Below are 16,422 nucleotides of genomic sequence, written 5' to 3'. Positions count from 1 at the left end.
ATTTCGTTTATGGGAAGTTTTAAAAAGATAGGTTTTTTTACAGCCTTTATCCTGCCTGCCTTAGTTATACTTGGTTATTATGCAGGCGGTGCCTGGAATTTTATGGCCGTAGCCTTTGCCTTTATTATCATTCCAATACTTGACCACCTGACCGGGCTAGACACTTCCAATGTTGAGGCCGATCAGATGAAACTTGTCAGCGAAGAAAAGTATTACCGCTTTGTTACCTACATCTGGACATACGTTCAATTGCTTTTCGTAGTGTGGGGATGTTATGCCATTACCCAAGGCAAACTCCAATCTTTGCCAGAATGGGCAGGCTTTGTGCTTAGCTTTTCATTAGTTACAGGGGGAATTGGCATAACCGTAGCGCATGAATTAGGCCATAAAAAGTCATCCCTTGAACGATTTTACAGTAAGCTTTTGCTGATGACGGTTTGCTACATGCACTTTTATATTGAACATAACCGCGGGCACCATGTTTACGTAGCCACACCGGAAGACCCGGCAACAGCCAGAAAGAACGAAAACTTTTATGCATTTTGGTTTCGTTCTGTTTTTGTTGGCTATTGGCATGCCTGGGGCCATGAAAAATCATCCCTGCATAAAAAAGGGATCTCCGCTTTCCATTGGAAAAATAGCATGATCTGGTTTACCGTACTACCGGTTTTATTTTGCGGAACCTTAATGCTTGTTACACATTACCTAACCGGTTATGCAAGCTGGCAAATTCCTGTATTTTTATTTGCGCAAAGTTTTTTCGCTTTTACGTTGCTTGAATTAGTGAATTATGTTGAACACTATGGCATTGTGCGAAAACAAGTTGCCCCTGGCAAGTATGAACGTGTGAATCCATTACACTCATGGAATGCCAGCCATTTAATCAGTAACTTTTTTTTATTTCAACTGCAACGTCATTCCGACCACCACGCCAATGCGATAAAGCGTTACCAGGTACTGAACCACTACAATGAAAGCCCACAGCTTCCTTACGGCTACCCTACCATGATACTGATGGCGCTAATACCGCCTCTCTGGTTTGCGTTTATGAACCCACGCCTCGAAAATTGGTCCACTAAAATTTATCAGCAGGCTGTTCCTCAGTAAACCGAATTTCAACCCTGCGGTTGAGGCTCCTGGCCTTTTCGGTTTGTTCGTTTACCAGCGGCCGTGATTTGCCAAAGCCAAAAGAACTAATGCGCTCTGGTTTAATGCCTTTTGTTATCAAATAATCGGCAACACTGCGTGCCCGGTTTCTTGAAAGCAGCAGGTTGTAATCATCTGAACCAACGAAATCTGTGTGACCTGATAAACGAACCTGAAAAGCCGGATTCTCCATCAGGATGTTGACTATTTCATCCAGTTCCGGGTGCGAAGATTTCAACAGTGTGTAGCTGTCAAATTCAAACTGGATATTTTTCAGTATATAATCCTTGTTCAATTCAATATTCTCCGACTGAAATTGTTGGCTTGAGGAAACAACAGGCAATGGATCAAGTGGTGTAACCGATACATCATCCACATAATAATATGCACTGGTAGCCAGCATACTATTACTACCGATGCGATGCGATAAACGGGCATGTTTGGTTAACTTGTCATTAAAAAAATTACCGATCGTCAGGTAGCGCTCACCACCGGTTGCCGTATACTCCAGCAAAGCCTCTTCCCATTTTCCTGTTGCCATATCCAGGGCAGTGTCCTTTTCAACAGATAATGTTGGCACAAGATCAATCACACGATCGTGGTTAAACTCAATTTTTTCGGTTGTTAATGCTAAACCCATTCGATTAATCGTATAAACAGAATTGGATGCCAGCTTAAAGAAAAATGATATGCGGTAGCGTGCATTGGCCGTTAGGGGCTCGGCTATTTCACATTGAATATACTCGCGGTAATTGCTGCCGGTGCTCATCCAAACATAAATTCCTGCATACCCCTTACCTGTTTTGGCATTCGATGATCCGGCCCAATTGTACGGCACATCAGCCTCTCCCCAGCTGCAGGCATGAAACAAGTCGGGGGTACCTTTGGTAGGCGATGTCCAACCGGGCACCATAAAATCGTTACGGGTAGTTGAAAAACTATGCGGGCACCGGATTAATTCCTCAAAGCTTGGGTTTGGTACAAGGTTTTGACTAACCAGGCTTACTGCCCGGATAAATAAAATAAAACCCGCTACACATCGCTTCATTTATAGTATGTGACCTCAACCCGGAAGCGTGGATCGATGGCACCTAACCGGTCGTAAGCTGATTTTGAGATTTTTATAATCAGTTTATCCGTAAGCGCTGTATCCGGAAGTTTGCCCACAACACGAACAAACACTTCGCGGTTGTTCATTTCATTACGGACCTTAAGGATGGTACCTACCGGTGCCGTACGATGAAGTGCGAGGTATTTTCGGTTGGCTTCTGTTCCGTCAATCAATTCGGCAATACCCGATTGCTTCACTTCATCTTTATTGGTTACCGATTCGGAAATGGTTATAACCGGGCTCTTCTCTTCAACCGATGTAACCCTTACTTCCGGTTGCTTAACCTCAGGTACTTGTGTTGGCGGTGTCACCTCAGTTTGTATTTTAGTCACTTTCTCCTCTCCTGAGTAAACCGGGTGCGTCAAAAAAAGTGTTTGCCCGATGTGGAGTGCCTCAGTAGTCAGGTTGTTCCATTCTTTAAGCTGTTGCACCGTTACACCATACTGACGTGAAATGCTGAACAGTGTTTCTTTTTCGGCAACGGTATGTACTAATCGCAAGGATTTTGGTTGCAGGTCGGGCGGGGAGGATAAAACATTGTTTGTTGTATTGGTTGATTTAATCACAAGCTCCTGCCCGAGCGCCAACGTATTATCGGATAGGTTGTTCCATTGTTTTAGTTCATCAACCGTTACACCGTATATTTTTGAAATTGAAAAAAGGGTTTCTCTTTCGGCCACTTTATGTAGGGTTGTACCTTTGGCAACCTTCGGTTTTGGTACATACGGAACTTTCAATATTTGCCCGATTTCTAATCCGGCATCAGCGGTTTTATTGAACTCCAGGATTTGGTTCACCGTAACACCATAGCGCCTTGAAATAGCGTAAAGAGTCTCCTTCTCGCTCACCTGGTGAACAATAAAAGTTTTGCCGTTTATGGTCTCTATCCCAATCGAGTCGGCCCGGGGATTAAAAAATGAGAGACCGGTTATTACCAAAAGTTTAAACATACCTCTGTAACGAACCTGTCGTTTACTTATTTGATACGAAATTACACAAACTTGAAGGCTGAAAAAAGGTTCCTGGCATAAACCTTCCCACCTTTGTATTAGCTGTAATCAAATATGCAGCCAAATCAACGGGCAGGAAAAAACCTACCCTTGGCCCGAACAAGAAGGAACCAGCCGGGTTGTATTATGGTTAATTTTGTGCGTATTTACCTTCAAAACTTTTAGCATTCACATGAAGTACCTCCTTTTCGGACTTATTCTTTTGACCAGCCTTGCAGCCCGGGCGCAACAAACCAAGGTTATGGTAATGGAAATCAAGAGTGAAATTGATCCCCGCACCAATCGCTATGTGGAATTGGCCTTAAGCAACGCCCGAAAAATTGAAGCAGATGTGGTTATTATCGAAATGGATACCTATGGCGGCATATTGACCGATGCCAAAGAAATTGTTGATAAGATCATGAAATTCAAAAAACCGATATGGGTATTTATCAACTCCGATGCCGCCTCAGCCGGTGCCCTGATTTCCATTGCCTGCGATAGTATTTATATGTCGCCCGGAGCCAGTATTGGCGCGGCTACCGTGGTTACCGGAACCGGTGAAAAGGCCCCGGACAAATATCAATCGTACATGCGGTCCATCATGCGGTCAACCGCTGAAGAAAAAGGAAGAAACCCACGCATTGCTGAAGGCATGGTTGATGAAGATATTGCGATTGACAGTGTAACGCAAGCCGGTCAAATTATTACGTTCTCAACCTCTGAGGCCATTAAACATGGATTTTGCGAGGCGAAAGTGGAGTCCATCGAAGAAATCCTGAAACGCAACAACATTGATAACTATCAAATTATCAAATTTGAATTACGGCCAGCCGACAGGATCATAGCTTTTTTCCTGAACCCTTTTATCAGCGGCATCCTCATCCTGATTATTATTGGCGGCATTTACTTTGAACTGCAAACACCGGGCGTGGGTTTCCCGATTTTAGCATCCGCCATTGCCCTTGTACTGTATCTTGTTCCTTACTACTTAAACGGACTTGCAGAAAACTGGGAGATTATAGCGCTGTTTGCAGGGCTTGCCTTAATTGGTGTTGAAATTTTTGTGTTGCCCGGGTTTGGAGTTGCCGGTATTGCGGGCATATCCTTAACAGTGATTTCGCTAATCCTTATCATGATCAATAACGATGCATTTGATTTCAACTTTGTTCCAGCCAACGATTTACTCTACGCAGTAGCAGCAACTTTTGGCGGAATGTTGGGTGGTATTATCCTGTTGTTTGCCGGAGGAGCCCGCTTATCCAGTTCAAAATTTTTCAAGCGGGTTGCCCTCACCGATACCCAGGAACGGGAAAAAGGTTTTACCGTAAGCCCCTCTGTTACTTCCCTAAAAGGTAAACAAGGCATAGCCCACACGGTATTGCGTCCAGGAGGAAAAGTTATGATTGACGGCCACTTGTATGATGCTTTTACCAGGGGCGAGTTTATTGAGAAGGGAGATACCATAGAGGTGTTGGATGACGAAACTACTTCATTACGGGTCAAAAAAATTTAGAAATGCCTGCCATACTCGGAATAATCCCCGCCCGCTACGCCTCTACCCGCTTTCCAGCCAAAGCCTTGGCTGATGTGGGTGGCAAATCCATGATCCAACGGGTATATGAACAAGCTAAAAAAGCAAAGTCATTGACTACGGTTGTTATAGCAACCGATCACAACCTTATTTATGATCATGTTAAAACATTTGGTGGAGATGTTTGCATGACCCGTGAAAGCCATGTAAGCGGAACAGATCGTTGCTTTGAGGCGCTTACCCTTCAAAAAAAACCATTCGATTACGTTATCAATATTCAAGGCGATGAACCTTTTATTCAACCGGAGCAGATAGACTTACTGGCATCGTTACTGGATGGAAACACAGAAATCGCAACCTTGAAAAAAAAAATATCGGATAGTGAACAAATTACCAATCCCAATACTGTTAAAGTAGTTTGTTCGGTTGCAAACCATGCATTATACTTTAGCCGTTCACCCATTCCACACATTCGGAATATTGAACACGGTCAATGGCTGAGTGCACATACATTTTACAAACACATTGGAATGTATGCTTACCGTACTGATGTTCTTGAAAAGCTGACCAATCTTCCTCCATCAGCTTTAGAAAAAGCTGAATCATTGGAGCAGCTTCGGTGGCTGGAAAATGGATTTAATATTAAAGTTGCGGAAACCTTGCAAGAGACCATCGGGATCGATACACCCGATGATCTCAGAAAAGCCCTTGCTCTGTTTAAAGCTTAAAAATCTTTATAGGCAGTACCATTCAGGAAATCGGTACGATAGTTATTGTAAACATCGCGTACACGATAGCTAAACGAAACCCGGTTTCCATAAACCGTACCTACACCCTCTACTTCATAGCCGTTTACGGTTTGCCTTGGTATGGTAACCTTATCGTAATTGATCGTTGCCCGTACGCGGATATTCACCGCGTAAAAATTATCAATCCAAATAGCATCAGAACTTCTGCCCGATCGTTCAATCCAAATTGTGTAGCGGGTAAAATCATTATAGGTTTCACTATACTCTTCCATGTCATATCGCCCGATGATTCGATCGCGGGAATCGTATACTGGTTCGGTGTAATAAAACTCACAAGCTGACAACCCCAGCAGCAAGAGGAAGAAAATAAACCGTTTCATAAACATTGAATTTGGTTTATACTCACTTACACAACTATGAGGCCAATCTTCAATACCCATTCGTGTAACCTTTTCCGGATCGTTTGCGTAAGGTCACAAAATAAAAAAGCCCCAACCGTCTGTCGGGGCTTTTCAAAGGTAAAAAAGTAATCAGGCTAAGTGCCCGACTTGATAAAAAGGCATACCGGTGCCGGCAAAAAATATTTACCACCAACAACCACTACGAATGGAGTAAAATACCAGTCACACCGGAAATGCCATACCTTTGAAATCATGGATTGCAATCGAATCATGTTTAAATAGATCCGTGCTAGTCTACGTTATCGTGTAAGAATTTATTATTACCCAAAATGTTGTTGTCGTCATTCAGGTTGAATTTCGATATAAACGTTTCAGATGAATGTGGCACGTTATCCATTTTAATGCCTCGCCTCAGGTATGCCGGTAATGCCCACTTCTCATTAAATTCTTCTTTGGTCATTTCCTGCTTACGGGCATGTTTCAGTTTCTCCTTACGTTCGCGTGCCTGGTCTTCAAGTCGCTTGCGCGTATTGCGGAGTTCCATCATACCCTCCTCGTTGATTACCTGATCGCTGTACTTCTCAGGCTCACGATCAAATTCATCATCGTGCAGATCAAACAACCCGGCTTCACCTTCTTCATCGTCTTCATCCGTCAGGTCCGTATCAATCCTGCTAAAGGGCGCCTTGTAAACAACTTCTTGCCTGGCGGGCGCTTCATCATCATGGGTTTCATTTTTTACCTCCTCATTTTTTTTTAATTCAACTTCACGGGGCACGCCAAGGGGTTGGTCCTGCTCGAACAACCAGATTTGGTTACGTTCCAGGTCATGGACTTTTCTAGTCTCTACCACCGGTTTTTTTTCCGGAAGTTCAATACGCTCCTCTTCCTCGTGTTCTTCTTCGTGGTCGAAGCCTGTGGCGATAACGGTTACCCGTAAACGATCACCCAGGGCAGCGTCAACACCATGTCCGAAAATAACCTCGGCATCCTGTCCGGCCTGTTGTTGGATGTACTCGGTAATTTCCATGAGTTCATCCATTTGCAACTCGGCTTCAGCACCAGAAATGATGGAGAGCAGAATTTTCTTGGCACCCATAATGTCGCAGTTGTCGAGCAGAGGCGATGCCAACGCACCGCTGGCCGCATTGCGTGCACGGTTTTCACCTCGTGTTTCGGCAGTACCCATAACGGCAGGGCCTGCATTGTACATTACAGTACGCACATCCTGGAAATCAACATTCACATAACCGGTAAGGGTAATGATCTCGGCAATACCCTTTGCCGCTGTTGTCAATACATTGTCGGCCTGGGCAAAGGCTTTTCCGATGGCCAGGTTGCCGTAAATCTCGCGCAGCTTATCGTTAAGGATAACCAACACAGTATCACAGCTTCTGCGCAAAGCCCTTATGCCGATTTCAGCAAGTTCTCTTTTCTTCTTGCCTTCGAACATAAACGGAGCCGTAACAATACCCACGGTAAGTATGCCCATGCTCTTGGCAATTTTTGCAATTACCGGTGCGGCACCTGTTCCTGTACCACCGCCCATGCCTGCGGTTACAAATAGCATTTTAGTGCCCTCTAAAAATTCACGGATTTGTTCTTTGCTTTCAATCGCTGCGCCTTTACCAACTTTAGGATTGGCTCCGCAGCCAAGCCCTTCTGTTAGGTCAACACCGATTTGTAATTTGGTAGGAACAGGACTGCTGTTAAGCGCCTGCAAGTCGGTGTTACATACCACAAATTCTACGTCTTTAATTCCCTGACGGAACATGTGGTTCACGGCATTACTGCCACCTCCACCAACACCGATCACCTTGATAATCGAGCGTTGCGAGCCCGATTGGTGTTTGGGGATGTCGAATTGGTACGATCCGGTTTCAATCATGATTTTATTGTTTTAGTGGTTGATTCATTTTAGTCCGTTGACTTTTAATATTCATTTTTGCTGTCGAGATCATCGATCAGCAAACTTTTTGTTTTGGTTAAAATATCATTGAAGAAATTTTTGGACGCAGCCGGGCGCTTGGTTTTGGTTGTTGCCTTAACCATTTCCCTGGCTTCGCGATAACGGTCTTCCCGTTCATCAAGTGAACGGAAGCCGGCTAACACAAGACCAACGGCCGTAGCATACATCGGGCTTTTTACCGATTCGATTTTACTTTTGCCCAGGTGTTCATTCGGATAACCGATGCGGGTATCCATGCCGGTCATATATTCCACCAGTTGTTTCAGGTTGCTGAGTTGTGCACCGCCACCGGTAATGACAATGCCCCCCGCCAACCGGTTTTCAAAACCTGAACTGATGATTTCGGCATGCGCCATTTCAATAATCTCTTCCATACGCGCCTGGATAATGTTTGCCAGGTTTTTCGTGGATATTTCCTTTGCAGAACGATTGCGTATGCCTGGGATAGATACAATTTCATTCGGGCTTGCTTCTTCTGATATTGCCTTCCCAAACCGTGTTTTCAACTGCTCGGCCTGTTGCGGCAACACCATTAACCCTTGCTTGATATCATGCGTTACTATATTTCCACCAAAAGGTATTACAGCGGAGTGGCGGATGATATTATCATAGAAAATGGCAATGTCAGTAGTACCACCGCCTATATCGATCAGGCAAACACCGGCTTCTTTTTCTTCTTCACTTAACACCGCAAGGCTTGACGCAAGGGGTTCAAGAATGAGATCTTCAATTTCCAACCCAGCCCTGCGTACACATTTGTTGATATTATTGATGGCATTGGTTTGTGCCGTAATAATATGGAAGTCAGCCTCCAACCGAACACCCGACATGCCTACCGGTTCTTTGATGCCTTCTTCGTAATCAACCATGTAATCCTGGGGCATCACATGAATAATCTGGCTACCCGGGGGTACCACCATGCGGTACATATCCTGTGTGAGTCGCTCCACATCAGCAATGGTAATTTCTTCTTCTTTGCCTGACCGGGTTATGCCACCATGCTGGATGAAACTGCGGATGTGCTGACCGGCAATACCAACGTTTACCACACCGATATCAATGCCGGCCTGATCGCCCGCTTCTTTAATGGCTTTTTCAATGGCGTAAACTGTTTTATCGATGTTGAAAACGATACCTTTTACTACGCCCTCGGATTCGGCTTTGCCCATACCTAATACTTCGAGTTTACCAAACTCGTTTTTGCGACCTACGATCACACAAATTTTTGTTGTGCCTATATCTAGCCCGACAATTATTTTTTCCTGTTCCATGATTGTATTATTTATAGTGGTTGTTTCATTTAGTCATTTTTATTCGGCTACAATTTGACCTTCAAATTCAAGGCTTACACGTTTATATTTATTCCAGCCCATTTGGGGTAATATGTCCTTATAAAAGATTTTCAATTTGCGCAGCTTGGTCTCCAGCTTATCGGCTTTCCCGAACTCGATTGTCTGGCTGCCCACCTGGGGCATAATGTAAATCCTTCCCTTGTTATCGATATCCAACTGCGCAATCTGTGCCCGCCAGAAATCATCCTTACGAATGGTATGCAACATGGCCATCAGTTCCGGGCCGTCATCATGCTTTCGAATGTTATCAACCAGTAAAAACTGCCGCACATAAGGACCACTGATGAGTACTACCCGCGCTGTGTACTTTTCTGATACCGGCATGATGGTGCCGTCTTCACCGATGTAAGCATCGGGGCCATCGGGACGAACAATGCGCGCTACCGGCCTGCGAAGGGTGGCCTTTACAACTAAGTTGCCCTTTACATCGCTGTACAACTGGGCAGACTGGATGAACCTGTCAGCTTTAATGCGGTCCTCAATTTCCTTCAGGTTTAGCCGATTGAGGTTAGCGCCCTTTAAGTTGGCATAATCCAGTTGCATCAACTCAACAATATCCTGCTCATCGATGAAATGGTTTTCGTGAAGGTTTTCAATTTTAATAACAACCTCCCTTACCGTAACATCACTGTTCTGGCGTTCGCTAAAACCAATAACACCAAACAGTACCGCCAATACGATGGCTATTTTAAGCTTCTTACCAATGTTGAATTTAATTTTCATAGCGCTTCTCCAACATAGTTTTAATCGGTTGTACAAACGTATCGATGTCACCTGCACCTACTGTGGCGATCAACTCTACCTCGTGTTGGTCAAGTTTTTCCATCAAGTCGGTTTTGCCACAACGTATTTTCACCGGGCTGGTAATTCCATTCATCAGCATATCAGAATCAACACCGGCAATCGGTAATTCCCGGGCCGGGTATATGTCCATTAAAAACAACTCATCGGCCAGGCTCAGGCTTTTTGAAAACCCATCAGCAAAATCACGGGTGCGAGTAAACAAATGCGGCTGAAACACCACAGTAAGTTTTTTACGTGGATACATGGATTTTACAGAGCGAAGAAACGCTTCGATCTCCGTAGGATGGTGAGCGTAGTCATCAATAAAAATTACCTTATCGTTTCGGTAAACAAATTCAAACCTGCGCTTAACACCATGAAAGGTCTCCAACGCTGTTTTAATTTCAGCCACCTGTAAACCACAGGCCTGTGCAGCAAGAGCAGCCGCTACGGCATTTTCTACATTATGAAAACCGGGGACACCGAGCCTGATCCGTTCAGCCTTGGGGCCGAAGCCCATAAGGTCAAATTCAAAAAATCCGCTATGCGCGGTAATGTTGCCGGCAAAAAATTGTCCCCGGCTCATACTGTAAATATTTTTTGTTAGCGAGGTTACATCACCTGCTAACTTTTCGGCAATGGATTCATGTATAATTAAGGTGCCTTTTGCACTGATTTGCTTTATAAAATCTTTGAAAGAAGTGATCATGCTTTCATGATTGCCGTAAATGTCAAGATGATCCGGATCGGCTGAGGTGATGATGGCGATTTCAGGGAAAAGTTTTAAGAATGAACGATCAAACTCGTCCGCCTCAGCCACAACAATGGTATCTTCACCCACCTTACCGTGCATCACCAGGTTTGATTCGTAATTAGTGGTAATACCTCCCAGAAATGCAACCATGTTTTTCCCTCCAGACTTAAGAATATGTGCCACCATGGATGATGTGGTGGTTTTTCCATGTGTACCGGCCACGGCTACAGTTTTGTAGTTTTTAGTAATCAGTCCTAATATTTCAGATCGTTTAAGAATGGTATATCCTTCCTGGAACAAGTAGTTATACTCTTTATGATCCTTGGGAATGGCCGGTGTAAATACAACCAACGTGTTGTCATGTTCGCGAAGAATCTCTTCGGGAATGTTACTTACCGAATCATCATAGTGCACATTCATTCCCTCTGCTTCCAATTGCCTGGTTAAGCTGGTAGCTGTGCGGTCGTAACCCGACACCTTTACTCCCTTTTTGATAAACCAACGGGCAAGCGCACTCATACCGATACCCCCAATACCGAGAAAATAGATGTTGCGATATTTATCTAAACCATTCATTCTATCAATTCACTAACATGGTTAAAGGCTGACCGCTGTTGCTTTTCTTAGCCGGCATATCATCAGCACCAATCAATTTTTCGATTTCATTTACGATATCGCGTGTGGCATTTGGTTTGGCCATCAGGTTTATATTCCCTTTCAGTTTTGCAGTTAGTTGATCATCAAACAGTAGCTTCAACGCTTCTTCCACCAATTTTATACCGGCTTCTTTATCGGTTACGATTAAAGCGGCATTCCGATCGGCCAGGGCTTTTGCATTTTTTGTTTGGTGATCTTCTGCTACGTTGGGTGATGGAACCAGTATGCAGGCCTTACCGGTAACACATAGTTCTGATACGGCTAGCGCTCCTGCACGGGAGATCACAACATCAGCTGCGGCATAGGCCAGGTCCATTTCTTTTAAAAAGTCATATACCCGAATTCTTCTTAAATCGTATTTCTCAAGACTTGCCCGGCAGTTTGTATAGTATCCTTTACCCGTTTGCCAGATAACTTGTATTTGTGCATCAATCAACTTTTCAATGCCCTTTAAAATGCTTTCATTGATGGTTCGTGCACCCAGGCTTCCGCCTATGATCAACAGCGTTTTAGTACCGGTATCAAATCCGAATTGATTCAAGGCACGCTCACGCTTTCCGTTCACATCAAGAATATCTTTACGAACCGGGTTGCCGGTAAGCACAAGTTTATGCTTTGGAAAATATTTCTCCATGCCCTCATATGCCACACACACTTTACTCACACGTTTTGCTACTTGCTTGTTGGCCAATCCTGCAAATGAATTTTGCTCCTGAACAACCGAAGGAATTCCCAACCGTGTGGCAGCCATCATTATCGGGCCACTGGCATAACCGCCTGTTCCAATTACGATATGAGGTTTATATTCCTTCACGATCATCATGGCGCGGATGTAGCTTACCACCAATTTAACCGGGAATAACAGGTTTGATAATTTCAATGAACGTTGTAAACCACTTATCCACAAACCAATAATCTTATAGCCCGCTTCCGGAACACGTGTCATCTCCATACGCCCCTGGGCACCCACAAAGAGTATCTCCGCATCTGGATGACGCTCCTTAAACTCATTAGCAATGGCCACTGCGGGGAAAATATGCCCGCCCGTTCCGCCTCCACTGATGATTAGTCGATATGGTTGGTTACTTTTCAATTCTTTCTTTTAATTTTCTTTAAGCTTTTAGCTTCAAGCTACTAGCTAGCAGCTAGAGGCTTGAAGCTTCTAAGCTGCCTTAGCTTCTATATTCTTATTTTCCTTTAGTTCAGCTCCAGTTGATTTTCGTTCCCACACATCATCACGTTCACCACGGCTTACACTTAATATTATTCCAAGGGACAAACCCGTAAACACCATAGACGTTCCCCCCATACTGATCAACGGTAACGTTTGTCCGGTAATCGGTCCCAATCCAACCACAACACCCATGTTTATCATGGCCTGACAGACGATATCAAAACTTAATCCCGCGGAGAGTAAACCGGCAAAAGCGCGTTCACTGTTATAGGCTGCTTTCATACCGCGATGCAATAACACCAGGTAAAGTAATAGCACGACTACGCCACCAATCATTCCATATTCTTCAATCAAAATAGCGTACACAAAATCAGAATACGGATGAGGTAAAATATTTCGCTGATCACTGTTACCCGGGCCCTTGCCGGTTACACCTCCGGTAGCCACAGCAATGTGCGCATGTTTGGCTTGGAAGGGAAGTTCCTTCTCACCCTTTACATACTCAACAAAATCAGTAATACGAGTAACTACTGTACCTCCGCGTACACCAAACTTAAACGCCAAAGACCCAAACAGAACACCAACAAATAGCAACATGGCGAGATACTTTGAAGGAACCCTGCCGATAAACATGATTAACATGCAGGTCATGAGCAGCAGTACGGCAGTCGACATATTGGTTAAGGCAATCAATCCGCAGATGATTCCACACCAGAATAATATAGGAATCAATGACTCTTTAATGTCATCAATGTTTTGCTGCCGCTTCGATAGCATGCTGGCCAGGTTTACAATCAAGGCCAGGCTTGCAAAATCAGAAGGCTGGAATGAACCTATAATCGGAATCTGAATCCAACGGGCAGCATCATTAATGGTAGAGCCGTTTGTGAACGTGTAAATTAAAAGGGGTACACTAATCCAAAGAGCTATACGTGAAAGACGAGAATAATACCGGTAATCAACCCGATGAGCAAACCACATGGCTGTTAAGCCAATAAGCACATGCATGGTGTGCGTAAACAAATATTTTTCAGGACTTACCGCACGCTTGTAGGCGAGCGTACCAATGGAGCTATATACTACTAAAATGCTGATCATCGATAGGATGAATACTACCGCCCAGATCACTCGATCGCCTTGCAGATTTTCATCAGCCCATGTTTTTAGTTTATTCATACCAATTGATTTTCAACTTCCTTCTTTAATTCTTGAACTGCTTTACGAAACTGGTCACCCCTGTCCTCATAATTCTTAAACAAATCAAAACTTGCACAGGCGGGTGATAGTAACACAACATCACCAGGCTTAGCTTCCTGCAGTGCCATGCGAACAAGCGCTGAAACATTTTGCGTTTCAAGAATGTTTTTTACCACACCACCAAAAAAACTCCTGAGCTTCTCGTTTTCTGTTCCGAGGCAGATAAGTGTTTTAACCTTCTTGCTTACGTCATCTTTAATAAGATTGTAGTCATTGCCCTTATCAATACCACCGGCAATCCAGATAAGTGGTTGATTGTAGCTGCCGAGTGCATATACAACCGAATCGACATTTGTGGCTTTTGAGTCATTAATAAAATCAACACCATTTATTGTACCCACGTGTTCCAGTCGGTGAGGAGCATTCCTGAATGTCTTCAATCCTTCACGAATAGATTTAAGCTTTGCGCCAGCCAAATGAGCAGCCGAAACTGCAGCCATCGTATTGATGAGGTTATGCGGTCCTTTAAGTGTGGTGTCGGATTGTTCAACACTGAAACTTTCATCAAAACCAAATTGCATTACCGCTCCATCGTAGTAAACCTGATTCTTATCCTTCAAACTAATAGTCACCAAATGTGGGGTTGGCCTTTGAGTTCTCAGCGCTGAAGCAATCACGGTATCATCAGCATAGTAGATGAAGTGATCAGCAGCATCCATATTCTGCATGATGCGGAATTTAGAGGCTACATAATTCTCCATTTTATACTCGTAGCGATCGAGGTGATCGGGTGTAATGTTTAGTAAGATGCCAATAGCAGGCTTGAAGGTTTTTGTGCCGTCCAACTGGAAACTGCTGATCTCCAGCACATACCAATCGTGATTGCCGTGGGCTACTTTGCGCGCCAGGCTTTCGCCTACATTACCGGCAAGCGCAACATTAAAACCTGCAGCTTTTAGTAAATGATAAGTAAGTAACGTAGTGGTTGTTTTTCCATTGGTACCGGTAATGGCAATTACCTTTCCATGGATAAACCGGAATCCAAACTCAATCTCATCAATGATTTCAATTCCTTTTGCTTTTATCTTTTTGATGATTTCAGCTTTCTCCGGAATACCGGGACTCTTTATTATTAATGTTGCGTTTAAAACTTTTTCTTCAGAATGCTTACCCTCTTCAAACTCGATTTTATTCCGGATCAGGTCATCGCGATAGTTATCCTTTATCGCACCCTGATCAGACACAAAGACTTCGTAACCTTTTGCTTTTGCCAGCAAGGCTGCTCCTGTTCCGCTTTCTCCAGCGCCTAATATGACTACCCTTTCGTTCATCGCAATTTCAATGTGGCTAAGCTTAGTATGGCCAATAAAATCCCTACAATCCAAAACCGTGTTACGATTTTAGCTTCATGCAAATTCTTTTTCTGGTAATGGTGATGCAGAGGCGACATCAGAAATATTCTTCTGCCTTCTCCATACTTTTTCTTTGTGTATTTGAAGTATGATACCTGAATGATCACTGAAAGATTTTCGATCAGAAAAATTCCGCAGATTACCGGAATCAATAATTCCTTGCGCACCGCCAGTGCCAGCACGGCAATCACTCCGCCAATGGTTAAGCTTCCGGTATCGCCCATAAATACCTGTGCCGGATACGCATTGTACCATAGAAAACCGAGGCAAGCACCAACCAACGCAGTTGTAAAAATCACCAACTCGCTTAGGTTGGGTATGTACATAATGTTGAGGTAGCTGGAAAAATCGACACGGCCGGAGAGGTACGCGAAAATGGCTAACGTAAGCGCAATGATTCCGGAAGTTCCCGCTGCCAAACCATCTATGCCATCGGTAATGTTGGCACCATTTGATACTGCTGTAACCACTATAATCACTACCAGTACATAGGTAATCCAGGTATAAGTATCGGGTATAAACGGAAGAACGTTTTTATAATCAAGCTCATTATTCTTCAGGAACGGAATAGTTGTTTTTGTTGACTTTACATCTTTGTATTTCAGTAAACGCTCCTGGCTTTCCTCCTCATCCTGAAACAACATTAAAGTGCTGATACTGGCCAGCGATTCGGGTTGCACCTCACGCACAACAACAGCATCACTAAAGTATAAGGTAAGTCCAACAATTAATCCTAACCCAACCTGGCCAACTATTTTGAAACGGCCGGCAAGACCTTCTTTATCCTTTTTAAATACTTTGATATAATCATCCAGAAATCCGATGAATCCCAACCAGATTGTTGCCACGATAAGCAGGATCACATAGATATTATCCAATCGTGCAAACAATAATGTAGGCACCAGAATGGCCGCGATGATAATGAGCCCGCCCATGGTCGGGGTTCCCTTCTTTTGTATTTGACCTTCCAAGCCGAGGTCGCGGATATCTTCACCTACTTGTTTTTTTCGCAGCAGGTTAATTAAGGACTTTCCTAGTGTAATGGTGATCAGCAACGAGAAAAATGCAGCCATACCCGCCCTAAAGGAGATGTACTTAAATACACCGGCTCCCATCAGGTCGAATTGTTTGTCTAAATAATCGAATAGATAGTACAGCATTTAATTAATTTTCAATTCGTCAATTAGCCAATTC

Annotated in this window: 14 protein-coding genes; 3 read left to right on the top strand and 11 right to left on the bottom strand. The window is 43.9% G+C overall.

All coding sequences use genetic code 11. From position 1 onward, the window contains the following. Positions 1-9 precede the first annotated feature (9 nt). Positions 10-1,107 carry an alkane 1-monooxygenase gene (locus tag KIT51_06110; protein ID UYN87826.1) on the top strand — a complete coding sequence of 366 codons (1,098 nt, stop codon included), beginning with the start codon at positions 10-12 and terminating at the stop codon, positions 1,105-1,107. On the opposite strand, the gene KIT51_06105 is transcribed toward KIT51_06110, so the two are convergent. Next, entirely contained in the window at positions 1,076-2,194 is a 1,119-nt protein-coding gene (locus KIT51_06105; GenBank protein UYN87825.1) for an OmpA family protein, read from the bottom strand. The two genes, KIT51_06110 and KIT51_06105, sit on opposite strands and share 32 nt — an antisense overlap. After that, positions 2,191-3,207, bottom strand: a complete 1,017-nt coding sequence (locus KIT51_06100) for a LysM peptidoglycan-binding domain-containing protein (GenBank protein UYN87824.1) — start codon at positions 3,205-3,207, stop codon at positions 2,191-2,193. The genes KIT51_06105 and KIT51_06100 overlap by 4 nt, the downstream gene beginning before the upstream one ends. Before the next feature lie 232 nt (positions 3,208-3,439). Between KIT51_06100 and KIT51_06095 the strand changes: the two genes are divergently transcribed. Then, on the top strand, positions 3,440-4,762 hold the full coding sequence (locus tag KIT51_06095) for a nodulation protein NfeD (GenBank protein ID UYN87823.1): 1,323 nt from the start codon (positions 3,440-3,442) through the stop codon (positions 4,760-4,762). A 2-nt stretch (positions 4,763-4,764) separates the two neighbouring features. After that, a complete protein-coding gene (kdsB, locus tag KIT51_06090; protein UYN87822.1) occupies positions 4,765-5,508 on the top strand; it encodes a 3-deoxy-manno-octulosonate cytidylyltransferase in 744 nt (247 codons plus the stop codon). On the opposite strand, the gene KIT51_06085 is transcribed toward kdsB, so the two are convergent. The 9 genes from KIT51_06085 to mraY all read right to left on the bottom strand — a co-directional run bounded on the left by KIT51_06085 (position 5,505) and on the right by mraY (position 16,388). Continuing rightward, positions 5,505-5,909, bottom strand: coding sequence for a hypothetical protein (locus KIT51_06085; protein ID UYN87821.1), 405 nt, complete (start codon positions 5,907-5,909; stop codon positions 5,505-5,507). The genes kdsB and KIT51_06085 overlap by 4 nt on opposite strands. Positions 5,910-6,219: 310 nt before the next feature. Continuing rightward, positions 6,220-7,818 (bottom strand): cell division protein FtsZ, encoded by a 1,599-nt coding sequence (gene ftsZ, locus KIT51_06080; GenBank protein ID UYN87820.1) that lies wholly within the window; start codon positions 7,816-7,818, stop codon positions 6,220-6,222. A gap of 44 nt (positions 7,819-7,862) precedes the next feature. Next, positions 7,863-9,170, bottom strand: coding sequence for a cell division protein FtsA (gene ftsA / locus KIT51_06075; GenBank protein UYN87819.1), 1,308 nt, complete (start codon positions 9,168-9,170; stop codon positions 7,863-7,865). 39 nt (positions 9,171-9,209) lie between these two features. Beyond that, positions 9,210-9,974: a cell division protein FtsQ gene (locus KIT51_06070; protein ID UYN87818.1), complete on the bottom strand. Its 765-nt coding sequence runs from the start codon at positions 9,972-9,974 to the stop codon at positions 9,210-9,212. Continuing rightward, positions 9,964-11,364, bottom strand: coding sequence for a UDP-N-acetylmuramate--L-alanine ligase (locus tag KIT51_06065; protein ID UYN87817.1), 1,401 nt, complete (start codon positions 11,362-11,364; stop codon positions 9,964-9,966). The genes KIT51_06070 and KIT51_06065 overlap by 11 nt, the downstream gene beginning before the upstream one ends. A gap of 4 nt (positions 11,365-11,368) precedes the next feature. Next, the gene (gene murG / locus KIT51_06060; protein ID UYN87816.1) at positions 11,369-12,538 is read right to left on the bottom strand and encodes an undecaprenyldiphospho-muramoylpentapeptide beta-N-acetylglucosaminyltransferase; all 1,170 of its coding nucleotides are present in this window, start codon (positions 12,536-12,538) and stop codon (positions 11,369-11,371) included. A gap of 69 nt (positions 12,539-12,607) precedes the next feature. Further along, positions 12,608-13,795: an FtsW/RodA/SpoVE family cell cycle protein gene (locus KIT51_06055; protein ID UYN87815.1), complete on the bottom strand. Its 1,188-nt coding sequence runs from the start codon at positions 13,793-13,795 to the stop codon at positions 12,608-12,610. Continuing rightward, on the bottom strand, positions 13,792-15,147 hold the full coding sequence (murD, locus tag KIT51_06050) for a UDP-N-acetylmuramoyl-L-alanine--D-glutamate ligase (GenBank protein UYN87814.1): 1,356 nt from the start codon (positions 15,145-15,147) through the stop codon (positions 13,792-13,794). The genes KIT51_06055 and murD overlap by 4 nt, the downstream gene beginning before the upstream one ends. Next, a complete protein-coding gene (gene mraY / locus KIT51_06045; protein UYN87813.1) occupies positions 15,144-16,388 on the bottom strand; it encodes a phospho-N-acetylmuramoyl-pentapeptide-transferase in 1,245 nt (414 codons plus the stop codon). The genes murD and mraY overlap by 4 nt, the downstream gene beginning before the upstream one ends. Between the last annotated feature and the right edge of the window lie 34 nt (positions 16,389-16,422).

The organism is Cyclobacteriaceae bacterium (assembly GCA_025808415.1).
GTDB lineage: Bacteria > Bacteroidota > Bacteroidia > Cytophagales > Cyclobacteriaceae > UBA2336.
This window is presented reverse-complemented; position numbering and strand designations above follow the sequence as displayed.